The organism is Acidovorax sp. A79 (assembly GCF_041154505.1).
In the GTDB taxonomy this organism is placed as follows: domain Bacteria; phylum Pseudomonadota; class Gammaproteobacteria; order Burkholderiales; family Burkholderiaceae_C; genus Acidovorax.
This window is the reverse complement of record NZ_AP028672.1, coordinates 4,572,824-4,596,764: the sequence shown is the minus strand read 5'-3', so window position 1 is coordinate 4,596,764 and position 23,941 is coordinate 4,572,824. Positions and strand designations below refer to the sequence as shown.

Genomic DNA, 23,941 nt, shown 5'->3' with positions numbered 1-23,941 from the left:
CATGGAATTCCAACAAATCTTCACCATCGCGGGCAAGGAGTTCCGCGACCGCATGCGCAACCGCTGGGTGCTGGCCGTGGCACTGGTGTTCACCGTGTTCTCGCTGGCCATCGCCTACTTTGGCGGCGCGCAGCAGGGCACGGTGGGCTTTCGTTCCATCGAATTCACCATCGCCAGCCTGGTCAGCCTGGTCATCTACCTCATCCCGCTGATCGCGCTGCTGCTGGGCTTCGACGCCATCGTGGGCGAGCGCGAGCGCGGCTCGCTCGACCTGCTGCTGTCATTGCCCATCACGCGGCTGGAGCTGCTGCTGGGCAAGTACCTGGGGCTGGCGGCGGCGCTCACGCTCTCGACGCTGGCGGGGTTCGGTCTGGTGGCGGTGCTGCTGGTGCGGCAGTTCAGCGGGGCTGCGCTGTTCCACTACGGCGGCTTCATGATCAGCTCGGTGCTGCTGGGGCTGGCGTTCCTGAGCATGGCGGTGCTGCTCTCGGTGCTCACGCACGAGCGCACACGCGCCTCGGGCCTGGCGATTGCCGCCTGGTTCTTTTTTGTGCTGGTGTTCGACCTGCTGCTGCTGGGCGCCCTGGTGGCCACGGGCGGCAGCGTCGGCGGCGAGGCCATGGCCTATCTGCTGCTGCTGAACCCGGCCGACGTGTTCCGCATCCTCAACGTGTTCTCGCTCGACGACGTGCGCACCCTGTACGGCCTGACCAGCATCGTGCCCCCCGCCCTGGCCAAGCCATGGCAGATGGGCGCGGTGATGGCGGGCTGGATCGTGGTGCCCCTGGGCCTGGCGAGCTGGAGATTCAAGCCATGACGAAAAAATCCCGCAACCAATACCAATGCGCCTGCGCCACGCGGCGCCAACTGCTGGGCTGGGCGGCCCTCGCGTCGCTGGGCACGCTCACCGGCCTCGCGGGCCTGACCGGCTGCAGCCCGGCGGACAACAGCGCGCAGTCCCTGCAGCCCGTGGAGATCGACCGCACCACCAGCTGCGAACTCGACGGCATGCTGCTGGCCGACTACCCTGGCCCCAAGGCGCAGGTGCGTTTCGCGGGGCAGGACAGGCCCTCGTTCTTTTGCGACACGGTGGAGCTTTTCAGCACCCTGCTGGCCGGCGAGCAGGTGCGCGCCGTGCAGGCCGTGTATGTGCAGGACATGGGCCAGACCGACTGGAATGCCCCGCAGGACCACTGGATCGACGGCAAGACCGCCCTCTACGTGGTGGGCGGCAAGCGCCACGGCTCCATGGGCCCCACCATCGGCAGCTTCGCGCAAGAGGCCGACGCGAAGAAGTTCGCCGCCGAATACGGCGGCAAGGTGCGGCGCTTTGCCGAGATCACGCCCGCCATGGTGGACCTGAGCGGCGGGGCACTGCACGACACGCGGATGTAGGCGATGCAGCCCCCCATGCCCCCACGGCCGGCCCCCTCGGCCCAAGCCCCGTCCCGCGCGCCCACGCGGCGCATGGCGCTGGCGGCGGTGCTGCTGGGCACCGCCAGCCTGGGGGCCTGGCAATGGCCCCCGAGGTGGCGCCGCGCCCCGGCGGCAGCCGCCGATGCCGCGATGGTGGGCGACGATGTGTGCGTGGTGGCCCCGACGACGCCGTACGACCCCGCGCTGGGCCAGCCGCCACAGGTCGCCCGCGAAGTGCCCCCCGAGGCACGCTGCCCCGTGTGCGGCATGTTCCCGGCCCGCGCGCGCGACTGGGCGGCGCAGGTCATTTTTGCGGACGGGGACGCCCAGTTCCTGGATTCGCCTCTGAGCCTGATGATGTACCTGGGCAACGTGGGCCACTATGCGCGTGGGCGCACGGCGCAGGCCATCGTGGCCCGCTACGTCACCGATGCGGACACCGGCGCGTGGCTGGATGCCCGGCAGGCGCTGTATGTCCATGGATCTTCCGCGCGAGGGCCCATGCGCGCGGGCAACCTGCCGGCCTTTGCCGACGCTGCCGCGGCGCAGCACTTTGCGCAGCGGCGTGGTGGGCGGGTCTTGGGGTTCAGCGCCATCGACGCGGCGCTGCTACGGTCATTGGCCCCGGGCAGGCGGCAGGACCATGCCGTCCATGCAGGCCCACCGCAGCCGTAGCCACGATCTCAATGCACTATCAAAAATAGAGCATCCAGCGCTTGCTCATCAAGCGCCAGCGGCCAATTTCACCCAATTATTGTGCCGACGTCTCGGTCTGCGGCTGAACTGCCTTGAACAGCGCGGCCACCTTGCGCTTGGGCTTGATGTTGGCCGACACGCTGCTGCGCGGCGCCGACTTGGCGGCTTCCCAGGCAGGGGCCGCATCGGCGGCGGTGCTGGCCTCGTACGGTTTCTCGAAGAAGGGATCGCGCGAAGCGACCGCAGGACGGAAGCCCCGGTGCTGCTCGCGTGTCTCGCGGGATTCGCGGCCGCCACGGTGCTCGCGCTCACGTTCACGCTCGCGGCGGGGGCCCGCCGAGATCGCATCGCGCCCGTCGCCCGTCTCGCCCGCTTCGCGCCAGGCGCGGCGGCCGTCGTTGATGCGGCCACGCGGCTGGTCTTCCTCGTATTCGATGGCTTCGAGTTCGATCTTTTTCTTGATCAGCTTCTCGATGTCGGCCACCAGGCGGGCATCGCTGCCCGACACCAGCGTGACCGCCAGGCCCGAGGCGCCCGCACGGCCCGTGCGGCCAATGCGGTGCACGTAGTCTTCGGCGTTGAACGGCACGTCGAAGTTGAACACCGCCGGCACGTCCTTGATGTCGAGGCCGCGGGCGGCCACGTCGGTGCACACCAGCAGGTCCACTTCACCCTTCTTGAACGCTTCCAGGGCCTTCAGGCGCTCGTCCTGGCTCTTGTCGCCGTGCAGCGCGGCGGTCTTGAGGCCTTCGCGCTCCAGGCTGCGCGCCAGGCGGGCACAGCCGAGCTTGCTGTTCACGAAGATGAAGGCCTGCTTCAAGCCCCGGGTCTTGAGGACCTGGTGGATGGCGCGGCGCTTGTCGTCGTCGTTGGCGCTGTAGAAGCGCTGCTCCACCGTGGAGGCCGTCTCGTTCGGGCGGGCCACCTCGATGGTGACGGGGTTCTGCAGGTAGCTGCCGGCCAGGCGCTTGATCTCGGGCGAGAACGTGGCGCTGAACAAGAGCGTGGTGCGCTGCTTGGGCAGGTAGGACAGGATGCGCTGCAGGTCGGGCAGGAAGCCAATGTCCAGCATGCGGTCGGCCTCGTCGAGCACCACGTACTCGACCTGGTTGAGCACCGCGTTCTTGGCCTCGATGTGGTCCAGCAGTCGGCCCGGCGTGGCCACCAGCACTTCGACGCCCTTCTTGAGCTCGATGGTCTGGGGCTTCATGTCCATGCCGCCGAACACCACGGTGCTGCGCAGCTTGGTGTACTTGGCGTACAGCGCGATCTGCTGGGCGACCTGGTCGGCCAGCTCCCGCGTGGGCAGCAGCACCAGCGCGCGCACGGGGTGGCGGGCGGGAGAGGTGGAACTGCTCTCGTGCTTGAGCAGGCGTTGCAGCAGGGGCAGCGAGAACGCCGCCGTCTTGCCGGTGCCGGTCTGGGCCGCGCCCATCACGTCCTGGCCGGTGAGCACCACCGGAATGGCCTGCGCCTGGATGGGCGTCATGGACTCGTAGCCCATTTCGGCCACGGCGCGCGCCAGCGGCTCGGCCAGCGATAGATTGGAAAAGGAACTTGTCATTTAGCCCTCTATTGTCGCACCGGTGGCCCAAAATGCCATTTTTAGCGTTTTGGCGGCACGTCGGCAGCCGTGGTGCAGGGCACGCACGGCGGCCATTCACTATGTTTTTGATAGCTTCCAGCGCATAAGGGACAAGCGCTGCATGCCATCTGGACGTAAAACTACTCCAGCACCGCCCGCAGCTGGCGGGTGGTGGCCGCCAGGCGCCTCGCCCCGATCTGGGCGAGGTTATTCATCACCGTGAGCGCCGCCTCCGGGTACTGGCGGGCCCACGCGTCGAAATGCGCGCGGGACAGGCGCACCAGGTGTGCGCTGCCCCGCTCGGCCCCGGCGCTGGCGCTGCGGGCCGCCCCATTGAGGAACGCCATCTCGCCAAATGCCATGCCCGGACCGACGGTGGCCAGGCGCAGCCCCTTTTCCGGGGGCCACTGCGTGACCAGGGTGATGTGGCCCGACTGCACCACGAGCAGGTCGTGGTCGGTGTCGCCCGCATTGAAGACCACGCCGCGTGCCGGCACCGTCTCGCGCTCGAGCAAGGCCAGCAGGGCATCGCTCGCCGCGCGCGGCACGCCTTCCCCGATCTCGCCCAGCAGGTCCCGGGCGGGATGGGCCGGGCGCTGCTCGATGGGCCGCTGCGACAGGATGCCGGCCTCCGCCCATTCCAGGGCCCGGTCCACATCGGAAAAGGAGCGCACATGGTCCCTGGCCTGTTCGGCGGCCAGGGGGTCCAGCGCCGCCACGGCCGCCGCGATGCCCTGGTGGCCCAGGTCGCGCACCAGGGCGCGCAGCTGCGCGAGCGCGGTGCTGTCCCACGCGGGCACGCGCCCCGCATCGAGAATCACCCACCGGTGGCGCGGCTGCAGCAGCAAACGCACCTGCTCGGCCAGGTGGGCGGCCACGCCAAACGACATCACTCCCTGCAGCTCAAAGACGGCGATCTGGTTCATGCGCGGAACGAGCCAGGTGTCGGACCCGGCCCGGCGCAGGCGGCGCGAGCGCAGTTCGCCATCGAGCCGCACATGCCGCAGCACCTTGGCGGCCGAGTCGTGCAGCAGCACGAACGTGGCCACGACCAGGCCCGCCACCAGCGCGCCCACGCCGCCCATGACGGCGAACACCAGCGCCACCAGCCAGCTCTGCGCCCAGGTCACGCGCGAGCTGCGCGCATAGCGCAGCGACCACATGAGGCCCGGCACCTGCAGCAGCCCCGCCAGCACCAGGCCTCCCGCCAGGCAGGCCATGGGCACCCAGTGCAGCCACCATGCGCCCGTGGCGGCCACGCCCAGCATGATCGCCGCATGCCACCGCGGCGCGTCGCGCGAGGCCCCGGCCTGCGCCAGCACGATGCGCGAACGCGATGCGCTGGTCGATGCGGGGATCATTCCGGCCAGGCCGCACAGCGCTCCGAGCAGGCTCTCGCGGCGCAGGGCCAGGTTGGCATTGCCGCGCAGCCCGTGCTCCAGTTCCAGCTCCTGGTTGAACACCAGGATCTCCAGGCTGTTGACCAGGGCCATCAGCAAGGCCAGCACGACCAGCGCCGAGCCCTCCTGCTGGGCCAGCGCCATCCAGGGGATGCCCGTCCAGTCGGGCCACAGCGGCCCGGCGAAGCTGCTGGGCTGCACGGCGGGTGCGAACACGGCCCCCAGGCCGCCGCCCCACAGCCCGGCCAGCGCCACCCCCAGCGTGACCAGGACCACCGCGGACAGCAGGCCCGGCGAACGGGGCCAGCGGTGGCGCAGCGCCCAGGCGATGGCCACCACGGCCGCGGCCGCCAGCGCATGCCAGCCGGTGCGCGCGTCCCACAGCGCGTCGGGCCCCGCGCCAAACCCATTGCGCACCTGGCCCACCACCATGGACAAGCCCACCCCCGCGGCGAAGCCGTGGGTCACCGAGATCGGCAGGAACCGCGCCACGGAAGCGAGCCGCAATACACCCAGCAGCCACTGGAACACGAAGGCCAGCCCCACCGTCGCCCCGCTCACGGCCAGCACCTGGCGCGCGCTCAGGCCCAGCGCGGGGGCCGCGCCGTGGGCGGTGGCCAGCACCGCCGCGAACAGCAGCGCGACCACGGTGGTGGGCGCATACACCACGCCGGCGCGCGGCGCGGCCAGCGTGAGCAGCAGCCCCGGCAGCGCGGCGGACCACAGCGCCAGGGCCGCCAGCGGGTAGTCGCCCGCCAGCGGTGCGAACGCCAGCAGGCCCAGCCCCACCGCATGGGGCACCGTGACCGCCGCGGCCGACCATGCCGCCGCGACCCCTGAGGAGGGCGGCTGCGGCAGGGGCCCGGCCACCCCGCTGCTGGCGCCGCCGGAGGGACCGTGGGCCGAAGCCGTCGAAGACAAGGCGGTGGCGGACATGGCAACGGTGTTTTTTCTCAGGGCTTGCGGGCCGCCGGACACCGGGTGCAACCCGCCGCGGCGGCCAGCGCGCTACAGGCTGCGGGCCGAGAAGGTGTCGCAGGCCTTGACGCTGCCGTTTTGCAGCCCGTTGTTGAACCAGCGCTGGCGCTGGGCGCTGGTGCCATGGGTAAAGCTCTCGGGGACCACCGCGCCGCCGCTCGAGCGCTGCAGCGCATCGTCGCCAATCTTGGCGGCCGCGTTCATGGCCTCCTCCACATCGCCCTGCTCCAGGATCTGGCGCGCGTTCTGCGCATGGTGGGCCCACACGCCCGCGAAGCAGTCGGCCTGCAGTTCCAGGCGCACCGACAGCGCGTTGTACTCCGTCTTGCTCACGCGCCCGCGCATCTGGTCCACCTTGCCGCTGATGCCCAGCTGGTTCTGCACGTGGTGGCCCACCTCATGCGCGATCACGTAGGCCTGCGCGAAATCGCCCGGGGCGCCCAGGCGGCTCTTGAGGGTCTCGTAGAAACCGAGATCGATGTAGACCTTCTGGTCGGCCGGGCAGTAGAACGGCCCCATGGCCGCCTGGCCCGTGCCGCAGGCCGTGGGCGTGGCTCCTCGAAACAGCACCAGGCGCGGTTCCTGGTAGCTGCCGCCACCCTGGCGGAACACGGCCTTCCACACGTCCTCGGTATCGGCCAGCACGGTCGAGACAAAACGGGCCATGGTGTCGTCCGCCGGCGGGCGCTGGGCGGGCCCCTGCGACTGCACCTGCGCGGGGGGGCCGCCACCGCTGAGCAGCCCCAGGATGGTCAGCGGGTTGATGCCCAGCACCCAGCCGCCCACGAGGGCGATGACGATGGTGCCGATGCCGATGCTGCGTCCGCCAAAAACCGGCGATCCGCCGCCGCCTTCGCCGCGGCGGTCCTCCACGTTGTCCGATTCGCGATTGCCTTCCCATTTCATACCGTATCTCCAGCGCCCTCGCCCTGCGGAAGGCATTGCCGCCATATTACGCGCCCGGCAGGAACTCCAAGGGCAGATTACGATGGCCTGCCTGTCCGCGCCCCGCGGGCATGCTCCACCATCGACCTGGCCCACAACCCGCCCGCACTCCCTCCATGCTCCACGACGCATCGCACTACGCCCCCCTCGCGGGCGGGGTGATCCTGCTCACCGGGTTCGACCCTTTCGGGGGCGACGCCCTGAACCCCAGCTGGCTCATCGCCGAGGCCCTGCACGGGCAGCACATCGCCGGCCACCGCGTGGTGGCCGCGCAACTGCCGACCGTGTTCGGGGAATCGCTGCAGCAGCTGCGGGCCTTGGCCGAGGCCCACCGGCCCGCGCTGATCGTCTGCCTGGGCCAGGCGGGCGGGCGCGGCGCGCTGTCGCTGGAACGGGTGGGCATCAACATCAACGATGCCCGCATTCCCGACAACGCCGGCCGCCAGCCCGTCGACACGCCCGTGGTGCCCGGCGGCCCCGCCGCCTACTTCGCGAGCCTGCCCGTCAAGGCCATGCTGCGCGCCGTGCAGCGCGCGGGGGTGCCCTGCGAGGTGTCGCAGACGGCGGGCACCTTTGTCTGCAACCATGTGCTGTACGGGCTGATGCACATGCTGCAGGCGCAGGACGCGGACCTTCCGGGCACCCGCGGCGGCTTCGTGCACGTGCCCTGGCTGCCAGGCCAGGGCACGCCCCACCTGGCGCTGCGGGAGATGGTGCGCGGCATCCATGCCGCCCTGTGGGCCGCCATGCTGGTCCGCCAGGACATCGCGCTGGGCGCCGGCGCCACGCACTGACTGAATGCCGGTCTCCGCACCACGGGCTTGCCCGCTTCCCCGGCACCATGGCCCTGTATAAAGTCTCGCGATGCCTTCCCACCTTCTTTCCGGATCCCCCCCCGCGCTGGACGCCGCGGCCACCGCGGCATGCCTTCCCTGGGATGCGCTCGCCGACGAGATCGCGGCCCTGCTGCGGGACGGTTCGGTGGCGGTTCCTGCGCGCACGGTGGTGGCGCTGGCCGGGGGCGCCAACCTGTTCGTCATGCCCGCGGCCGACAGCCGCGTGGCCATGGCCAAGCTCATCACACTGACACCAGGCAACGCGGGAACCCGCCGCCCCGCGATCCAGGGGGATGTGGTGGTGTTTGATGTCGCGACCGGCGAGCGCCGCCTGGTCCTCGACGGCCCCATGATCACCGCGCGGCGCACCGCGGCGGTGTCGCTGCTGGCCGCACGGCACCTCGCGCGCGCGCCCGAGGGGCCACTGCTCATCGTGGGTGCCGGCGTGCAGGGCCTGGCCCACCTGGAGGCGTTTGTTCTGGGCATGGCGGTGCGCGAGGTGTGGGTGGCCTCGCGCAGCGCGGCCAGCGCCGAGGCGCTGGTCCGGCGCGCCCATGCGCTGGGCGCCCGGGCGCGCGTGGTGGCGAACGCGGACGACGCGGTGCCGCACTGCCCGCTGATCGCCACCTGCACGCCCGCGCACGCCGTCGTGCTGGCCGCGCCGCCACGACCCGATGCCTTCGTGGCGGCGGTGGGCGCCTACACCCCCGCGATGGCCGAGCTGGCGCCGGCCCTGTGCCGCCACGTGGCGCTGCGGGGACACATCGTGCTGGACAGCGACGATGCGCGCCACGAGGCCGGCGATCTGCTGCAGGCAGGAATGGATGTGGGCGTGCTGCCTACCTTGCGGGACGTGCTGCACGGCCGGCCCATCCCCCCGGAAGGCCCCGTGCTGTTCAAGAGCTGCGGCTGGGCAGGCTGGGACCTGGCGGCGGCACGCCTCGCGGTGCACCCGCCGGTGTCGACAGGGCACGCCCCGCGGGCCACGCCATGACCCCCCTCCGCTTCTCGGACCACAGCCTGCGCGCCCAGATCGCGCTGGTGTTCGGCGCGCTGGTGGTGGGCCTGGCGGTGCTGCTGTCCCTCGCCTTCGGAGAGCTGCTCAAGCGGCGCATCGAGCGCGATGCCGGCACCGCCCTGCAGGTGATCGCCGAGAACGCCGGCAAGCTGCTGGCCAACGGCTTGCTGGAACGCAGCCGGGAAGCCGAGGTGCTGGCCGCCGCCGAAGTGGTCTGGGTCAAGGGGCTGGACACCCCCGAAGGCCACCACATGCTGGCCCGCAGCCAGGCCACCCAGCCCCACAGCGTGTGGATCGGCGTGGCCGACGCCCAGGGGGTGGTGCGCACGGCCACGGGCGGCCTGCTCGTGGGCCAGAGCGTGGCGCAGCGGCCCTGGTTCCAGGAAGGTCTGCAGAAACTGCACGTGGGGGACGTGCACGCGGCCAAGCTGCTGGAAAAGCTGCTGCCCCCCAACCCCTCGGGCGAACCCTACCGGCTCGTCGACTTCGCGGCCCCCATCCGCATCGGCCCCACCACCGTGGGCGTGGTGGGCATCCATGGCAGCTGGGAATGGACCCGCGAGGTCATGGTCAGCCTCACGCCCGCGCACACCGAAGACAGCGCGGTGGAACTCTTTGTCTTTGACCGCGAGGGCCAGCTCATCTATGCCCCCGGCGGCCAGACCCAGGCCCTGCGGGAGGCCGGGCAGCACCTGCCGGCTGGGGCCGCGGCGCCCGGAGACCGGGCCGCCAGCCCGGCGGCCGTGGTGCCGTGGAGGGACGGCCGCAGCTACCTCACGGCGATGGTGCCGCTGCGGGCGCGCAGCAGCGCCAGCGACCTCGGATGGCGGGTCGTCGCCCGTGAGCCCGTGGAGCTGGCCTTCGCCGAGGCGAGCCGCACCGTGCGCATGGCCCTGGCCATCGGGCTGGCTGCCGCGCTTCTGGCCTCGGTGCTGGCCTGGCTGGCGGCACGCCGGCTGAGCGACGATCTGTACGCGCTGGCCGACGCCGCCAGCGCCGTGGAAGCCGAAAAGGCCGGGGCCCGCATTCCGCAGGCGCACAGCAGCCGCGAGGTGCGCCAGCTGTCAAGTGCCCTCGGGCGCATGACGCACCGGCTTCTGGCATCCCGCGAGGCCATGGAAGAGAAGGTGCGCGTGCGCACGCTGGAGCTGGAGGCGGCCAACCGCGCGCTGGACCTGCAGGCCCGCACCGATGCGCTGACCGGCCTGCTCAACCGCCGGGGCTTCGAAACGCAGATGGCGTTTGCGCTGGCGCTGGCCCGGCGCAGCGGCCGCCCCTTGAGCCTGATCACGATCGACGTGGACCATTTCAAGCGCGTGAACGACACCTACGGCCACGAGGCGGGCGACGAAGTCCTGCGCCGGCTGGCACGCACGCTGGAGGTGCGGCTGCGCAACTCGGACGTGGTGGCGCGGCTGGGCGGGGAAGAGTTCGTGGCGCTGCTGCCCGATACCGACCTGGCGGGCGCCCAGGCCATTGCCCAGTCCCTGGTCGCGGCCATGGCAGGGCAGCAGGATCCGGTGGTCGGGCTCATCACCGTGAGCGCCGGCGTGGCCAGCATGCGCAGCCTGCAGGACAACGGCACGGACCTCCTGCGCCGGGGCGACGCCGCGCTCTACGAAGCCAAGGGACAGGGACGCAACCGGGTCTGCGTGGAGGCCTGAGAAACGGAGTGTGAGTGGGTGGGTAGATGGAGGTGCCGCGCTGGCGCGTGGCCCGGTGCCACCTAGGCCCCGTCGATGTCCGCCACGACGGCGCAGCCTTGCGGGGCGGTCGCGTCGAAATAGGCCTGGAGCCGCTCGGCCAATGCATTCAGGCCGCCGTCGTTCGCGGCGCGCGCCATGGCAAGCTGTTCCAGCGCGTAGGGCCGGTGTCCCAGCATCATCGCGGTGTTCACGCAATGGCCCGCCGCCGCCATCTTGAGGACGAAGGCATTGAGCGATTCGCACGGCCAATAATGCGCCTGCGGCCCGCCGTGCGGCTGCGAGGGCGCGAACCCGAGGTCGCCCGCGCCACAGGCGGCGTGCAGGGAAAGGCCCGTACCCCGGGCCTTGGCGGGTGTGAACGGCGCAGCAAAGGTCGGCATGGGAGGACTCCTTCTTGCCCACCGCGACATCGGCGTGGCATGACACGATGCTAAGAACCTTACCTGCGCTTGCACTTCAGCCAACGGGCTGACGCGCTGTAGGACGCGGCCCCTGGCGGCCCGCCGGCCGCGCAGGCGGCCGATGTCAGGCCTTGGGCAGGGTCACGCCCACCTGGCCCTGGTACTTGCCCCCGCGGTCGCGGTAGCTCACCTCGCACACGTCGTCCTTGTCGCTCTCGAAGAACAGCACCTGCGCGCAGCCCTCGCCCGCGTAGATGCGCGCGGGCAGCGGCGTGGTGTTAAAAAACTCCAGCGTCACGTAACCTTCCCTTGGAAACAAGTTGCATTGGGAATTGCTCAGGGCTGGGTGAATTCCAGCGAATTCACTAGGCTTCGGTTGCCATCGTCACCCACCAGGTACAAGCTCGTACCCTGCAATTCAAAATGCGCCGCAATGCACGACGGAGTTCTGGTAGTAGTCGCGGCACACTTGATCGCTCTTGAACTTCCAGCTTTTGCCGACGTAGTGACCTCCTTCAGGACCGGAATCGAGCTTGCCGCCCGGCTTAAAGTACTTGCGGAACAGCCGCACCTGCCGGCTGCGCTGCGCGGCCAATGGCTGCTCGGTCGTGCCGTACTTGACCACCGCGGACCAGCCGCCGTCCTGGCCCAGGATATGCGCCCCCGTGATGACTCCTGTCTCCGCAAGACAGAGTGCCATGGTCGATTGTTTCTGCCATGCCTCGCCTCGGTGTTTCAATGAATCCGCCGTGCGGACAACAGTTGGCAGTTAACGCAAACAACAGTTGTTTGCAATGAAACTTGCCTTACCGCCCGAGGTGGTGTGGCTACTCCTTGGCCATGTCCAAGTCCACCTGACCACGCTTGCCCTTGGCCGTGGTGGGCGAAGTCAACGTCATCTGGACGGTACCGTCGCGGCCACCTGGGAGCGCCTCGGAGAATTTGAGTGTGACGAGGGCCTCCGCCTCGCTCTTGAGCTCCAGCGCCACCAGGACCTCCCGGCCTGCGCAGGGGTCGTCCCTGTTGCTGGTGAACGTTCGCCACGTGTTGCCCCCTTGCCGAGTTGCAGCTTGGCTTCTTGCGACCTCTTGGCGCCCTGCCAAGTGACCTTCCAGGTCCCGTGGAAAGGCTCTGGCGACTGGGCGAGGGCGATGGACGCGAACAGCGCGCCCAGGGTAGCAATACAGGCTTGTTTCATGAATGGGACTCTATTTCCTATGGATTCAGTTTGGCCCTGGCGCTTTGTGGACAAGCGCCAGAAGCTCTCATTTTCATAGCAAGTAGAAAAATCAACAGTGCGCTGGCAACCTTTCTCACCTAAACCCTGCGGCGCCACGCCAGCAAGCCCAGCAGGGCCGCCAGCAGCACCAACCCCCATTCGCCCAGCGTGGGGATCGCCGCAGCCCCGCCGGGGCCAGGCGCCGCCAGCACCGCAACACCGCCCGGATCGACGATGCGCCCATTGGGCGCGCCGCCCTCATCGTCGCCCGCGCCGCCGTCCACCAGCGTGAGCACCGCCTTGTTCACGGCCAGCGCGGCACCCGCGAACGGCCCCCACGCGCCGCCCTGGCGCTTCCAGTATTGCGCGCCCTGCGCCAGTGTGCCGGGGTAAGTGATGTCCACGGTGACGGGCGAGGTATCGCAGCCGTTCAGCACGAAATCCAGCACGCCGTGCGGAAAGCTCGGGCCCGCAGGCGCACCCGCGCTGGCGGCGGAAAGCAGCCGCACGCTCTCGAACGCACAGGTGGCTCCACCGCCCGAGACCGCCACCGCGACGGGGCCCGAGCCCGTGGACGACGGGGCCGAGAAAGCCTTGCTGTCGGCCAGCGGCGTTGCCGGGTTGGTGGGGACTGGTGCCACGCCACTGCCGCCGCCATTGGTAGCCGCCACCGAGAAGGTGTAGGTGGTGCCATCCTGCAAGCCGGTGACGGTGCAACTGGTGACGGGCGGCGTGGCGGCGCAGGTCTGGCCGCTGGGCTGGCCGTTGGCCAGTGCCGTCACGGTGTACTGCGTGATGCCGCCGCCATCGCTGGCGGGCGGCGTAAAGCTCACCGTGACCTGGCCGCTGCCCGAAGGCGTGGCCTGCACGTTGGTGGGTGCGCCGGGTGCCACGGCATTGACCGTGAAGCTCTGCGGCACGGGCGGCGCGGCGGCCCAGGTGGTGTCGCCGGGCTGGGTTGCGGTGACGGTGCAGGTGCCCGCCGCTACCAGCGTGACCGTCGTGCCCGCCACTGTGCAGACCGCCGGCGTGCTGCTGGCAAAACCCACCGTCAAGGTGGAAGTGGCGCTGGCCGATAGCGGCGGCACGGTGGCGCCGAAGCTGCGGTTGGGCAAGGGACCGAAAGTGATGGTCTGCGTGTTTTGGGGCGTGGCCTGGCAGGCATCAAAGTTGTAGGAGCCCGACAGGGAGCCGTTGGTGCAGGCTCTGGACTCAGAAACGCAACTGCCGCCGGCAGGTGTCGAAGCGCTCATATACGCGGTAACGTTTTGCCCGTGGCCAATGAGTTGCCCATTGAACAAGCAACTGGCTGGAGCGCCGGCAGTACAGGACGCATAGTTGTAGGAGCCCGACAGAGAGCCACTAGTACATGTGCGCGCTTGAGAGGTACAACTGCTTCCAAAAGGAACGTTCGAACTCTGATACGCAGTGACACTCTGACTGTGTCCGATAGTCAGTCCATTGAAAAGGCAGGAGGAAGGCACGTTGACCCCGCAAGACGCATAGGCGTAGGCACCCGTCAAGAGCCCGCCTCCCACGCATTGCCTTTGCTCAGACACGCAAACTTGGCCGGTCGGAACTGCGGACCACTTGTACGCCGTCACGCTCTGGCCTTCGCTCAAGGATGCTCCGTTGAAGCTGCAGACGGAAGGCGTTTGCGCCTGTGCCACCGTGATCGTGAAGCTGCGTGTAGACATGTCGTCAGCGGAGGTGATCGACACGCTCAAGGTGTTGCTGCCTGGGTTGAGTGGAATCTGCGCCGACGCGCTGCCCGACGCCACCGGCACACCGTTGACCAGAATGGCCGCATCGCTCGCCCACGCCGTAGGCGTGACGGCGATGCTGGCGGCCTGCACGGTGAGGGTGTGGTAGGTGAACTGGTTGGTATCGAACGCGGGCGACAGGGCCACGGGGCCGCTGCCTGCGTCCAGCACCAGGTCCAGTAAGCGGGATTCATTGGACGCGGCGCCGTTGGTACTCTTGAAAACGCTGCTACCGTTGGTGCCTGCGTACAGCGTTGTGGGTGTGGCGGGGTCAATGGCCAGGGCCTGCACGATGGCGTTGGCCAACCCGGAATGGGCCGCCGACCAGGTCGTGCCGCCGTTGGTGCTTTTGAATACGCCGCCAACGGTTCCTGCATACAGTGTCGTGGGCGTGGCGGGGTCGATTGCCAGAGACAGCACGTAGAGGCTTGCCAGCCCGGTATTGGCCGCCGACCAGTTTGCGCCGCCGTCGGTCGTCTTGAATACGCCACCGCCAGCGGTGCCCGCATACAGCGTTGCAGGCGTTGCCGGGTTCATCGCCAGCGAAAGCACGTTGTTGTTGTTCAGCCCCGCACTGGACGATGACCAACTGACGCCTCCATTGATGCTTTTGAATGCACCGCTATCGGTGCCTGCGTACAGCGTCGTGGGCGTGGCCGGGTCGATGGCAAGGGTTTGAACGCCTTGCGTGCCCGTCAAGCCATTCATGAAAATCGCCCAGGTTGCGCCTGCGTCCTGGCTCCTGAACACGCGGCCCTCCGCGTGGAATCCGTTGCCGTGCCAGACGGACTCCGTTCCTGCGGCGTAGAGAGTGGCCGCACCGGGGGCCATGGCCAACGAATACACCGAGTAGCCCTGTAATCCGGAGCCCGCCAATGCCCAGGTAGCGCCGCCATCGGTGCTCTTGGCCACGCCCGCACTGGTGCTTGCGTACAACGTGGCTGGGGTCGCCAGGTCGATGGCCAGGGACGACACGCGGGTGTTCGGCAAGCCGCTATTGGCCACCGCCCAGGTGGCGCCGCCATCCGTGCTCTTGGACACGCCCATGAACTCCGTGCCCGCATACACGGTGGCCGGTGTAGCGGGGTCGATGGCCAGCGCGCTGACGCTGCCCCCTTGCGGCCCGCTGGTTGGCTGCCACGCATTGACCGCCCACGCGGCAGAAGACAGGCTCAAGCCGCCCAGCAGCCAGAGCGCCAGCAGCCAGCGGCCCCACCAACAAAGATTGGAGTTTTTTAGGGCTCCAGCACTCACTGGACATGCGGTAGCAGCTCTCATTTTCATAGTGTTTTTTGGATAAACGAATGCGCCCCAATATCCCTGCTGCCGCAGCCGCGCGCCATCCTGCATTTGTAGGATGGCATAGCCATCGCCTAATGCGTAGGCTGACTGGGTGGTGAACGCTGCGCAGGCGCGCGTGGACATGCGGCACCTACTGGCGCCGCACACTTTTTCTCCTCACTTCTCCGGGCCGATGCCCGGTCACCCAAACAACCCTCCTACCCGATGAAAGAAAGGCATTTGCCATGAAGAAACTGCTGCCACTGCTCCTGATTTCAGCCGCCGCCATGGCTGCAGGCGCCAGCGCCACCGCGCAAACCACCGACTTCCCCGAAGGCGCCCAACCGCTGACGCCAGAAGCGCTGCGCGAAGCCCTTACGGGTAAGGTGTTTTCCATCACCCCCGCCAAGGGCTCCACCTGGCGGTGGGAGTTCAAGGGCAATGGCTATTTCTTCTTGAATGCGGGCAGCTTTAGCGACTCCGGCAAGTGGAGCACCAAGGAAAGCAGCGTGTGCCAGGACACTGGCAAGAACATGGGCTGCAATGAGATGCGGCAGAAGGACGGCACGCTGTACCTGAAGCGCGACAGCGGAGAGATCGTGACGTTCAAGCCACAGTAGTTCAACTGAGAAAATCGGCACAACCTAAGAAAAAGCTGATGGCTGGCTGCGCACAGAGCCATTGGCGAACCACCGTTGTTCATGGCTCCCAGCAGCGCTCGACCATGGCGGCCGAGGCCCGGGTTGCCAAGCTACCCCAGCGGTACCCGATGTAGGCGCAGACGGCTGAAGCGTGAACCGCAGGGCCTTGCGAACACGGGAAATTCAGCTCCAGGGTGTCGGATACCACCTTGGCAGTGCTGGCCGAGTCGCTGTTGCCATCGGTCTGGTTGGCGGTTTGCGCAGCTTCGTTGGCTGCGCGGTTGTATTCCTTGACCTGCTCGTCCAACAGCCGCAATGTTTGCGCTTTGCTTCCTGCCTGCTGGCGGGCGCCCGCCAGCATGGCAGACACGGATTCGCGCAATATGGCCTGTCGCACATCGGCCAGGGAGGAGTCGATGTATGGCCGCAGTTGAGGGGCAAGAAAGCCGTAGGCTCCGCTGCAGCTTGCCGCGTTCACGGCACTTGCGTCCAGCGCAATCTCGGGCTGCGGTGGCGCCATGGATTCCGGGCCGCCCCGGCTGGGCGCGGCGTCCCAGCGCGGCTCATCGCCCCTGAACGCATCGGCCGCTTGTCGCGCCGTCTGCGCCTGGGATATGCGCTGGCGGCTGTTCAGCCCCGCTGCCAGCACATCCAACGCCATGCCACCCAAAGCGCGCACGGCATTCTCCGGGCCCAGGCCGCGCAATGCGTCCGCAGAGGCCAATGGAATTTGCCCTTCGCTGAAGGCACTGCTCGCCTGCCGGGCGTGCTGATCCCGCGCCTGGGCATGCAGCTTTCGACCCAAGGTCAGCACCTGCTGCATATCGTCAGGACGGGGCTGCGTGTCGCCCCATGCCTGTTGCAATGCAGCAGCGCAATCCTTTTGCAATACCTGGTACGCGGCCAAGCCTTCCGCTTCCATGTGCATGTGGGCCAGCAGGGCGAATTCACGGACATTGCTTGGGCAGTCCGCCGCAGCCGCCACGCCCCAACCCCATAGCACGCACAGTTCCAGCGCCGTCCGCACGGTTCGCCCTGACTTCATGCGCCTGTCAGCTTCTTGTAGAGCGATAGCAGTTGCGCGCGGATTTCGCTGTGCGATGCACCGCTAAGCGAGGTGTTCATGCCATCCAGGCTGACTTGCACCACCTTGCTACGCATCTCCACCCCAGGGGCCAAGCTGTCGAGCAGGGCCTGCTCGATCTGGTTCTGCATGGACGAGAACCGCTGTTCGTTCTGCAAGGTAGTCATCATCAACATGCTGGGGTTGTAGGCGCCCGCCCCGCCGAACAGGCCCGAGCTAAAGCCACCCACCAAGACAGCGCCCACCTCAAGCCATCCCAAAGCCTGGGACTTGTTGTATGCCTGCGCCAGTACCCAGCGCGTCTGGCGGAAGCTCTTGCCATAGTTGCCGTTCAGGATGCCCTCAGTCATGGCCGCGTTCTGGGTGGCAAGCCAATCGCGCTCCGCATCGAGCAGCTTGCGTGCAACGGCGATCTTGCGGTCGTCGCCAGGCGCCGGGGTGCGCTGCCGAAACCGGTTGGCCAGCGCTGCATCGTAGTCTTGCAGGTACACGGCAAAACCTGCGTCGAATGCGGCCCGAGTGTCGATCTTCAGCAGTGCATTGGCTGCTGCGCGCGCCAGCCACTCCACCGCAGGACTGCGGATATTGTCAGCAGTGACTTGAAAACCCGGCTCTGCCGTCTTCTTCAAATATTCATCGTTGTTGGCCTCCCACAATGCGCCCGTGACCATGACAGACCCCGGTGCTACCGGCCTGCCCTCATGCTTTGGAAAATCGACAGAGGAAATTTCCGAATCTGCGAAATATTGCAAGGGGGAAAAGCGTGGTACCTCCCTAGCGCTTTGCTGCACACAGGGGACTTCGCCACTGCCGTAGAAAGTCAAATGCCTTCCTGTCGCGAAAATATGGCCGCATGTAGCGGCAGACGTTGGCCCAGCACTGCGAATGCTGGCGGTAATAACGGCGCCTGCACCGACAGACGCCTTCACGACCCCAGGAAAATCGAACAGCTCCACCACTAAACTGCTGGGAATGCTGGTGGACATGGCCGGAGCCACAACGAATCGACCATCCCTGTAGTCGACATACATAGGCTCAAGATATATGTTTCTTTCATTGACATACCTTGCCATGATTTTTTTCAGCTCCGCCGCGTAGTACGTGGATTGTTCAAAAAGCATGGGAGCAAATTCGCCCGTGAATGCACTATGGCCACACCCGGCGGAAGTGTCATTGCCATAGACGGAGTTCAGCTTGCAGGGGTAACGATCCACCAGTTGGCGCTTGGCCACTTCGCTCGACAGCATGGGGTATTGAATACTGACGACACTCCCAGCCGACAGATCACGCGGGAAATTTTGGATGGATGGATTGATATCTCCGCTTAGTTTTGAAACTTCAGAAAATGAAGTGCAACCGAAAAGATTCATAGCACCACAAAGCACCATGAACACTTGCACGAATATTTTTTTTATCTTTGGCATTTCACCTCCATCATTGCTATTTTGTGCAAAACCCATAGGCACTGGAGTTGCCAGTTATCGTGCTTGTGTTGAAATCGGAAATATATGGCGCATCTGGTGACACGCAGGCCTTAACCCAGGTTTTTTGATTATCAACCCCACTGGTGCCAATAATTTGGTGCGTACTCCCTGGCGACAAACCATCCATTCCTTGGCTGTATGTATACCCAGTTGGACTAAAAGAAGCGCGCTGCGCTTTGCATTGAAAAAGCGTTGAATTACTCGAATCGGGTCGCAAATTACAATAGCTATACTTAATAGTCACGTTGCATGTATTCGTGATTCCGAGCCCCCCATATTGATACGGCGACAATCTCACACATTGATCTGCACTCTGACCAGCGATATTTGCACCACCCGTACCGCCCGTACCACCCGTACCACCCGTACCACCCGTACCACCTGTACCGCCCGTACCACCTGTACCGCCCGTACCACCTGTACCACCCGTGTTGGATGCACAACTATGCGTCCACGACGAAGACGTGACCACAATCGTCATTGCACCGAAGTCAGGCGCCGGGCCAGAACAAGCTAACGTAGCGATGGTCTTGCCTTCCTGCCCCGCGGTGAGAACGATCGCCCCAATCTTCTGCCCATCGCGCAGAATGCTGCCCCCCTCGACAAACAGCAGCCCATTGAGCGCCGAGCCGCTGGACAGATGCACAAATTTGTCGTCGCTCTTGCGAACTGCAAACTGCGTGGATGCACCGTCCAGCACAACATGCTGGTTTGCATTGCCGGTGAATACCCGGTATTGCTGAGACGCCCCCTCGGAAGGCGCCTCGCTATTGTCTGTGCCGCCACCGCCACATGCGGCCAGGACGACGGCGGATGCGATGACGGAGAATCTTTTGACCTGCTGCATTTCTGCGCTCCTGAATTGATTTAGTGATTCCAAAGAGGCCGCCACTGCTTGCACGCTGCGCCTCCCCCGTTCGCACCGATTGAGCCAAAAACACCACACCGCCACCATCCTGCATTTGTAGGATGGCGCAGGCATTGGCATGCACGTAGGCTTTATCTGCAGCAAGGAACGCGGCGTGGACCGCCTCCGCTGCAATCACTTATCAACCCACATGCCCAGCGCAAGAAAAAAAAGGCTGCCAGCCATGAAAAAACTCCTCCTTACTTCCGCAGCCGCAATGGTTTTGAGCACCAGCGCCCTCGCCCAAACCACCGACTTCCCCGAAGGTGCCGAACAGTTGACGCAAGAAGCCTTGCGCGAGGCCCTGGCTGGCAAGGTGTTCTCCATGACCCCAGCGAAAGGGCCCGACTGGCGCTGGCAGTTCGACAACAACGGCTATTTCTTCTTCAACGCGGGCAGCTACACCAATTCCGGAAAGTGGAGCACCAAGGACAGCACCGTGTGCCAGGACACGGGCAAGACCACCGGCTGCAACCCGATGCGGCAAAAAGACGGCGTGCTGTACCTCAAGCGTGGCAACGGTGAACTGCTGACCTTCAAGCCACAGTGATCCAGCCACCTCGCTCATTCATTCACTCATTCGTTCATCCTTCATCGCCATGCGTCACGTTCAACACACCCTCCCCACCTGCCTCGCCGTCGCCACGCTGTGGGGCGCGGCCGGCATCGCCACAGTCGCGCACGCTCAGACGCCCGCACCCTTCGTGGGCATCTGGACGGTGGCGTGGCAAGGCGTGCGAACACCCCAGCAGGCGCGGCTTGTCATCACCGAGTCCGGGGGCACCTACAAAAGCAATGCAACCTCGAGGGACGACCCCTGCGTGGGCAAGCAAGTACCCATCGTGCTCGAAGACGTCGATGGCGAGGAGGCCACAGTGCTCCTGAAGTTTTCAGAAGCGCTTCACGGCTGCACCGACAGAAAGCTCAAGATCAAGAAGGTCGACGACAAGAACATGATGGGCTCGTTCGGCAAAACGGCGGCGACCATCACGCGCGACTAACACGTCGCCAAGATGCTAGATTTTTAATAGCACTTTTCGCTGACTGCGAAAGCGCTGCAGGTCATTTCCCCTTTGACCACCGCCCTACCCGACCCGCAGAGCCTGCAGCAATTGCACCAGCTCCACCTGCCTGCGGCACCCTGTCTTGCCCAACAAATTGGCCAAGTGAGTGCGAGCGGTATTCCAGGTGCAGCCCTGGATGGCGGCGAAGTCCTTGACGGTCTTGCCCGATGCCAGCAGCAGGGCCAGCCGGGCTTCGGTGGGCGACAGGCCCAGCATGTCACCCACCAGCGCGTGGTCCATGCCGGCCATGGCGCCCCCGGGTATGGCCGCCACGACCAGTGCCATGGGCACTTGGCGCAGTGCGGCCCAGGCGTGGTGGGCCTGCAGCGGCAACACGGTGACGGCCAGCCGCTGCGGCCCCTCTTCCGGCAGGGCCAGGACGGCGGCCCGGCCCGGGCTGGCGCAGGCGGCGGCAACCAGTTGGCGCAGTTGCGCATGGGCCGCGCCGTCGGCGCAGCCCATGCCCCCCTGCCGGGTGCGCAATGCTCCGGGTGCCGCCAGTAGCCGCTCCATGGCGGCATTGGCGTGGTGGATGCGGCATTGCGCATCCACTACCGCGACACTCTGGCGCAGGGTATCGAGTGCCGCGAGGCTCAGGCTGGCGCGGTGCGACAAGTCCAGCATGCGCGCACGCAACCTGGCAGCGCGGGCGATGTCGGGTACCAGATGCTCGATGAAGCGCTTGTCGCCCGCAGCATAGGGCTGAGCATCTCTGGGGCGCATGAAGCTGATGAGGTCGCGCGCGCTGCCCTCCATGCGCACGACGATGCCCGCCGTGTGCTTGAGGCCCAGTGGAACGAGCCAGTCCGCGTACACGGGGTTGCGCTGCGCTTCCCGTGCGCTGATGTGCTCATGATCGAGCATGACACCGCCCGGCGCGACGCGCAGCGTTGCCGCCAGGCGCCGGTCGTTGTCCGCATGCTGGGTTTCATATTCGGCCATGTTGCCGGCATGCAGGCCGAAGCTTTCCAGATTGCTCGTGCTTTCGGGCGTGGGAGCGCCACTGGCATCCAGCGTGAAGCTGTGGAACACGCCAGCCTGCAGCCGGGTGCATACTGCATCCATTCCCGCATGCCACGCCTGGGGCTGCAGAACGCCTTCGTAAAAAAGGCCAGCGATGGTTTCCGTTGCCTGCGGGTCCATAGGCTCTTCAACCCAGCCGGAGCGATTGCAGCAAGCCCACCAGTTCTGCCTGACGGCGGCAGCCCGTCCTCCGCAGAAGCTGCGCCAGATGCGCGCGGGCGGTGTTCCAGGTGCAGCCCTGGATGGCGGCGAAATCCTTGACGGTCTTGCCCGATGCCAGCAGCAGCGCCAGACGCGCTTCCGTGGGCGACAGACCCAGCATGTCGGCCAGCAGGCCAGGGGTCAGGCCGCCAGGGGCGTCCGGGTCCACCAGGACCACCAAGGCCATGGGCACCTGGCGAAGCGCTGCTGCATGACCAGCCTTAAGCGGCAGCACCGTGACCACAAGGCGAGACAAGCCGCCATCAGGCCGGATGGCTCCTGCAGCGGTGGGTCCTGCACCGGCGCACGCAGCGGCCACAAGAGCCTGCCACCGGGCCTGGGACGCGCCATCACGGCAGTGCAACCGCCCGTACCGGACGCCTATCGAACCGTCCCGAGCAAGCAGCCGGGCGGCGGCGGCATTGCCATGCTGCACGCGACATTGCGCATCCACCACCGCGATGCCGTGCGGCAAGGCATCCAACGCCGCCAGGCCCAGGGCCGCCTGGCGGGCCAGCGGCCTGGCCTGCGCGCGCAGGCGGGTGGCGCGCAGCAGGTCGGGCATGAGCTGTTGCGCGAGGCGGCGGTCGGCATCGCCGAACGGGCGCTGGTCCCGATGGCGCATGAAACCCACGTATTCCTGCACGGTTCCTTCCACGCGCTGCATCAGCACCATGGTGTGCTTCATGCCCAGCGAGGCCAACCATTCCGCGTAGATGGCGCTGCGCGACATGTCGCGAGCGCTGAAGTGTTCATGGTCGAGCATGGCCTGCCCTTGGCACAGCCCCATGACCACGGGTAACCGCTCATCCGTCATGGCGTAGTGCTGTTCATAGGTGGCGACCGCTTCTGCGTCGTCAATGCCACCGCTGGCAACGCTGTCCACGACCGTGCCCAGTTGGTGGTCCAGCGCAAGCTGGTGGAACTTGAAACCGCCGACGGCATGGTTGAAGGCGTCCATGGCGCCATGCCAGTCTTCGGGCGACAGCACGCCGTCATACAGCAGGCCGGCAATGGTTTTGATCCGCCTCTGCATAGGGTCAACCCAGCCGCAATGACTGCAGCAGCCCGACCAGTTCCGTCTGCCGGCGGCAGCCCGTCCTGCGCAGGAGCTGCGCCAGGTGCGCGCGGGCGGTGTTCCAAGTGCAGCCCTGCAGGGCTGCGAAGTCCTTGACGGTCTTGCCCGATGCCAGCAGCAACGCCAGGCGCGCCTCGGCGGGCGACAGGCCCAGCACTTCGCCGATCAGGTCCGGGTTCAGGCCGCCAGGCGCCGCAGGGTTGGTGATCACCACCAGGGCCAGCGGCATTTGCCAATGCGCGGCCGCTGCGTGGCTGGCCTGGAGCGGCAGAACCGTGACCACCAGCCGCCCATGCTCCCCCGCAAGGCTTTGCACGCCAGCAGCGGCCGGCCCTTGGCATCCGCAAGCCTGCACAATGTGCTGCAGCAGTTGCGCATGGTCCGGAGCGTCGCTGCAATGCAGCCGTCCATGGCGCACCCGCAGCGCATCGGTGCTGGCCAGCAGGCGGTGGGCTGAAGGGTTGCCGTACTGTATGCGGCATTGCGCATCGACCACGGCGAGGGCTTGCGGCAGCGTGTCGAGCGCCGCCAGCCCCAATGCGGCCTGCCGAGCCATGTGGCTCGCGCGGGCGCGCAGTGCGGCGGCGCGGCGCAGGTCGGGCATCAGTTGGTGGACCAGCGCCTTGTCGTTCGCTCCATAGGGCGCATGGTCCGCCGGGCGTATGAATCCCAGGAAATCGCGCGCGCCGCCTTCGTCGCGCACCCGCGCCCCCAGCGTATGTTGAAAGCCGTGGGGGCGTAGAAAGTCGGTGTACACGATGTTGCGCGACATCTCGGGCGTGCTGATGTGCTCGTGGTCCAGCATGATTTGCCCCACGGGCATTTGCGCCAGGGCGGCCATGCGCAGATCGTGGCCGATGTAATGATTTTGGTACTCGCGCAGTTTCTCGGCGAGCAGGCCCGCCTTGCCTTGGTTGTCCACGCCGTTGAACACCTGGGAACTGGCGGTGTCCAACGTGAAGTAGTCGAACAGCCCGGCGCCTAGCGACCCGCGCAGGGCATCGAGACCGTCATACCAGCCTTGCGGAGACAGCACGCCGTCGTACAGAAATCCAGCGATGCGGCGGATGGATTCTTCCCTCATGCAGGAATTCTAGTAACAGTTGTGTCCATCACGCCATCCATGGTTGCCCCTCCTCCCAGGCCATGGATCTGCTCCTGCAGCACAGCAGGCTGGCACCCGCATTGCATCGCCAAGGAGCTCTGCAGTTTGAC

22 protein-coding genes and 1 pseudogene are annotated in these 23,941 nt (G+C 66.7%); 9 read left to right on the top strand and 14 right to left on the bottom strand.

All coding sequences use genetic code 11. The features are described from left to right. Position 1 precedes the first annotated feature (1 nt). The 3 genes from ACAM51_RS21160 (at position 2) to ACAM51_RS21150 (ending at position 2,091) form a co-directional block, all read left to right on the top strand. Positions 2-817, top strand: coding sequence for an ABC transporter permease (locus ACAM51_RS21160; protein ID WP_369641772.1), 816 nt, complete (start codon positions 2-4; stop codon positions 815-817). Next, positions 814-1,395, top strand: coding sequence for a nitrous oxide reductase accessory protein NosL (locus tag ACAM51_RS21155; protein WP_369641771.1), 582 nt, complete (start codon positions 814-816; stop codon positions 1,393-1,395). Before ACAM51_RS21160 ends, ACAM51_RS21155 begins: the two co-directional genes overlap by 4 nt. Positions 1,396-1,566: 171 nt before the next feature. Next, entirely contained in the window at positions 1,567-2,091 is a 525-nt protein-coding gene (locus tag ACAM51_RS21150; protein ID WP_369643865.1) for a nitrous oxide reductase accessory protein NosL, read from the top strand. A gap of 76 nt (positions 2,092-2,167) precedes the next feature. Here ACAM51_RS21150 and ACAM51_RS21145 read toward each other — a convergent pair whose 3' ends face one another. The 3 genes from ACAM51_RS21145 to ACAM51_RS21135 all read right to left on the bottom strand — a co-directional run bounded on the left by ACAM51_RS21145 (position 2,168) and on the right by ACAM51_RS21135 (position 6,981). Next, positions 2,168-3,676 carry a DEAD/DEAH box helicase gene (locus ACAM51_RS21145; RefSeq protein WP_369641770.1) on the bottom strand — a complete coding sequence of 503 codons (1,509 nt, stop codon included), beginning with the start codon at positions 3,674-3,676 and terminating at the stop codon, positions 2,168-2,170. A 161-nt stretch (positions 3,677-3,837) separates the two neighbouring features. Then, positions 3,838-6,033: a SulP family inorganic anion transporter gene (locus ACAM51_RS21140; protein WP_369641769.1), complete on the bottom strand. Its 2,196-nt coding sequence runs from the start codon at positions 6,031-6,033 to the stop codon at positions 3,838-3,840. A gap of 72 nt (positions 6,034-6,105) precedes the next feature. Beyond that, a complete protein-coding gene (locus tag ACAM51_RS21135) occupies positions 6,106-6,981 on the bottom strand; it encodes a neutral zinc metallopeptidase (protein WP_218293637.1) in 876 nt (291 codons plus the stop codon). Positions 6,982-7,136: 155 nt separating this feature from the next. Between ACAM51_RS21135 and pcp the strand changes: the two genes are divergently transcribed. From pcp to ACAM51_RS21120, 3 genes are all read left to right on the top strand, one after another. After that, complete coding sequence (gene pcp / locus ACAM51_RS21130) at positions 7,137-7,814, top strand: pyroglutamyl-peptidase I (protein ID WP_369641768.1); 678 nt, start codon at positions 7,137-7,139, stop codon at positions 7,812-7,814. A 70-nt stretch (positions 7,815-7,884) separates the two neighbouring features. Continuing rightward, positions 7,885-8,850 (top strand): delta(1)-pyrroline-2-carboxylate reductase family protein, encoded by a 966-nt coding sequence (locus tag ACAM51_RS21125; protein ID WP_369641767.1) that lies wholly within the window; start codon positions 7,885-7,887, stop codon positions 8,848-8,850. Further along, positions 8,847-10,538 (top strand): diguanylate cyclase, encoded by a 1,692-nt coding sequence (locus ACAM51_RS21120; RefSeq protein ID WP_369641766.1) that lies wholly within the window; start codon positions 8,847-8,849, stop codon positions 10,536-10,538. Before ACAM51_RS21125 ends, ACAM51_RS21120 begins: the two co-directional genes overlap by 4 nt. Before the next feature lie 62 nt (positions 10,539-10,600). Here ACAM51_RS21120 and ACAM51_RS21115 read toward each other — a convergent pair whose 3' ends face one another. From ACAM51_RS21115 to ACAM51_RS21095, 5 genes and pseudogenes are all read right to left on the bottom strand, one after another. Further along, positions 10,601-10,960, bottom strand: a complete 360-nt coding sequence (locus tag ACAM51_RS21115; protein WP_369641765.1) for a hypothetical protein — start codon at positions 10,958-10,960, stop codon at positions 10,601-10,603. Positions 10,961-11,105: 145 nt separating this feature from the next. Then, a pseudogene (gene dcd / locus ACAM51_RS21110) lies at positions 11,106-11,288 on the bottom strand (dCTP deaminase); the annotation flags it as partial. A gap of 111 nt (positions 11,289-11,399) precedes the next feature. Beyond that, positions 11,400-11,681 (bottom strand): hypothetical protein, encoded by a 282-nt coding sequence (locus ACAM51_RS21105; RefSeq protein WP_369641764.1) that lies wholly within the window; start codon positions 11,679-11,681, stop codon positions 11,400-11,402. Positions 11,682-11,808: 127 nt separating this feature from the next. Next, positions 11,809-11,970, bottom strand: a complete 162-nt coding sequence (locus ACAM51_RS21100) for a hypothetical protein (RefSeq protein WP_369641763.1) — start codon at positions 11,968-11,970, stop codon at positions 11,809-11,811. 328 nt (positions 11,971-12,298) lie between these two features. Then, on the bottom strand, positions 12,299-15,139 hold the full coding sequence (locus ACAM51_RS21095; RefSeq protein WP_369641762.1) for an IPTL-CTERM sorting domain-containing protein: 2,841 nt from the start codon (positions 15,137-15,139) through the stop codon (positions 12,299-12,301). Between the two features lie 350 nt (positions 15,140-15,489). On the opposite strand from ACAM51_RS21095, the gene ACAM51_RS21090 reads away from it, so the two are divergent. Continuing rightward, positions 15,490-15,864 carry a hypothetical protein gene (locus ACAM51_RS21090; protein ID WP_369641761.1) on the top strand — a complete coding sequence of 125 codons (375 nt, stop codon included), beginning with the start codon at positions 15,490-15,492 and terminating at the stop codon, positions 15,862-15,864. Between the two features lie 79 nt (positions 15,865-15,943). Here the strand turns inward: ACAM51_RS21090 and ACAM51_RS21085 are convergent, their stop codons facing one another. Genes ACAM51_RS21085 through ACAM51_RS21075 form a run of 3 tightly spaced genes read right to left on the bottom strand, consistent with a single transcriptional unit; the run spans position 15,944 to position 19,300 of the window. Then, entirely contained in the window at positions 15,944-16,930 is a 987-nt protein-coding gene (locus ACAM51_RS21085; protein ID WP_369641760.1) for a hypothetical protein, read from the bottom strand. Beyond that, positions 16,927-18,429, bottom strand: coding sequence for a hypothetical protein (locus ACAM51_RS21080; protein WP_369641759.1), 1,503 nt, complete (start codon positions 18,427-18,429; stop codon positions 16,927-16,929). The genes ACAM51_RS21085 and ACAM51_RS21080 overlap by 4 nt, the downstream gene beginning before the upstream one ends. Continuing rightward, positions 18,410-19,300, bottom strand: a complete 891-nt coding sequence (locus tag ACAM51_RS21075; protein WP_369641758.1) for a hypothetical protein — start codon at positions 19,298-19,300, stop codon at positions 18,410-18,412. The genes ACAM51_RS21080 and ACAM51_RS21075 overlap by 20 nt, the downstream gene beginning before the upstream one ends. A gap of 244 nt (positions 19,301-19,544) precedes the next feature. Here ACAM51_RS21075 and ACAM51_RS21070 point away from each other — a divergent pair, with 244 nt between their 5' ends. Both ACAM51_RS21070 and ACAM51_RS21065 read left to right on the top strand, forming a co-directional pair. Further along, positions 19,545-19,910: a hypothetical protein gene (locus ACAM51_RS21070; protein ID WP_369641757.1), complete on the top strand. Its 366-nt coding sequence runs from the start codon at positions 19,545-19,547 to the stop codon at positions 19,908-19,910. Positions 19,911-19,959: 49 nt separating this feature from the next. Beyond that, positions 19,960-20,361, top strand: coding sequence for a hypothetical protein (locus ACAM51_RS21065; protein WP_369641756.1), 402 nt, complete (start codon positions 19,960-19,962; stop codon positions 20,359-20,361). A gap of 84 nt (positions 20,362-20,445) precedes the next feature. Here the strand turns inward: ACAM51_RS21065 and ACAM51_RS21060 are convergent, their stop codons facing one another. The 3 genes from ACAM51_RS21060 to ACAM51_RS21050 form a co-directional block, all read right to left on the bottom strand. Then, the gene (locus ACAM51_RS21060) at positions 20,446-21,489 is read right to left on the bottom strand and encodes a helix-turn-helix transcriptional regulator (protein ID WP_369641755.1); all 1,044 of its coding nucleotides are present in this window, start codon (positions 21,487-21,489) and stop codon (positions 20,446-20,448) included. Between the two features lie 85 nt (positions 21,490-21,574). Further along, positions 21,575-22,609, bottom strand: coding sequence for a helix-turn-helix transcriptional regulator (locus tag ACAM51_RS21055; RefSeq protein WP_369641754.1), 1,035 nt, complete (start codon positions 22,607-22,609; stop codon positions 21,575-21,577). 79 nt (positions 22,610-22,688) lie between these two features. Continuing rightward, positions 22,689-23,810, bottom strand: a complete 1,122-nt coding sequence (locus ACAM51_RS21050; protein WP_369641753.1) for a helix-turn-helix transcriptional regulator — start codon at positions 23,808-23,810, stop codon at positions 22,689-22,691. Positions 23,811-23,941: the final 131 nt, after the last annotated feature.

What these genes read in the sequence shown, in the direction of transcription:
- ACAM51_RS21160 (WP_369641772.1), top strand. Translation starts at nt 2, where the DNA reads ATGGAATTCCAACAAATCTTCACCATCGCGGGCAAGGAGTTCCGCGAC.
- ACAM51_RS21155 (WP_369641771.1), top strand. Translation starts at nt 814, where the DNA reads ATGACGAAAAAATCCCGCAACCAATACCAATGCGCCTGCGCCACGCGG.
- ACAM51_RS21150 (WP_369643865.1), top strand. Translation starts at nt 1,567, where the DNA reads ATGGTGGGCGACGATGTGTGCGTGGTGGCCCCGACGACGCCGTACGAC.
- ACAM51_RS21145 (WP_369641770.1), bottom strand. Translation starts at nt 3,676, where the DNA reads ATGACAAGTTCCTTTTCCAATCTATCGCTGGCCGAGCCGCTGGCGCGC.
- ACAM51_RS21140 (WP_369641769.1), bottom strand. Translation starts at nt 6,033, where the DNA reads ATGTCCGCCACCGCCTTGTCTTCGACGGCTTCGGCCCACGGTCCCTCC.
- ACAM51_RS21135 (WP_218293637.1), bottom strand. Translation starts at nt 6,981, where the DNA reads ATGAAATGGGAAGGCAATCGCGAATCGGACAACGTGGAGGACCGCCGC.
- pcp (WP_369641768.1), top strand. Translation starts at nt 7,137, where the DNA reads ATGCTCCACGACGCATCGCACTACGCCCCCCTCGCGGGCGGGGTGATC.
- ACAM51_RS21125 (WP_369641767.1), top strand. Translation starts at nt 7,885, where the DNA reads ATGCCTTCCCACCTTCTTTCCGGATCCCCCCCCGCGCTGGACGCCGCG.
- ACAM51_RS21120 (WP_369641766.1), top strand. Translation starts at nt 8,847, where the DNA reads ATGACCCCCCTCCGCTTCTCGGACCACAGCCTGCGCGCCCAGATCGCG.
- ACAM51_RS21115 (WP_369641765.1), bottom strand. Translation starts at nt 10,960, where the DNA reads ATGCCGACCTTTGCTGCGCCGTTCACACCCGCCAAGGCCCGGGGTACG.
- ACAM51_RS21105 (WP_369641764.1), bottom strand. Translation starts at nt 11,681, where the DNA reads ATGGCACTCTGTCTTGCGGAGACAGGAGTCATCACGGGGGCGCATATC.
- ACAM51_RS21090 (WP_369641761.1), top strand. Translation starts at nt 15,490, where the DNA reads ATGAAGAAACTGCTGCCACTGCTCCTGATTTCAGCCGCCGCCATGGCT.
- ACAM51_RS21085 (WP_369641760.1), bottom strand. Translation starts at nt 16,930, where the DNA reads ATGAAGTCAGGGCGAACCGTGCGGACGGCGCTGGAACTGTGCGTGCTA.
- ACAM51_RS21080 (WP_369641759.1), bottom strand. Translation starts at nt 18,429, where the DNA reads ATGGGTTTTGCACAAAATAGCAATGATGGAGGTGAAATGCCAAAGATA.
- ACAM51_RS21075 (WP_369641758.1), bottom strand. Translation starts at nt 19,300, where the DNA reads ATGCAGCAGGTCAAAAGATTCTCCGTCATCGCATCCGCCGTCGTCCTG.
- ACAM51_RS21070 (WP_369641757.1), top strand. Translation starts at nt 19,545, where the DNA reads ATGAAAAAACTCCTCCTTACTTCCGCAGCCGCAATGGTTTTGAGCACC.
- ACAM51_RS21065 (WP_369641756.1), top strand. Translation starts at nt 19,960, where the DNA reads ATGCGTCACGTTCAACACACCCTCCCCACCTGCCTCGCCGTCGCCACG.
- ACAM51_RS21060 (WP_369641755.1), bottom strand. Translation starts at nt 21,489, where the DNA reads ATGGATGCAGTATGCACCCGGCTGCAGGCTGGCGTGTTCCACAGCTTC.
- ACAM51_RS21055 (WP_369641754.1), bottom strand. Translation starts at nt 22,609, where the DNA reads ATGGACGCCTTCAACCATGCCGTCGGCGGTTTCAAGTTCCACCAGCTT.
- ACAM51_RS21050 (WP_369641753.1), bottom strand. Translation starts at nt 23,810, where the DNA reads ATGAGGGAAGAATCCATCCGCCGCATCGCTGGATTTCTGTACGACGGC.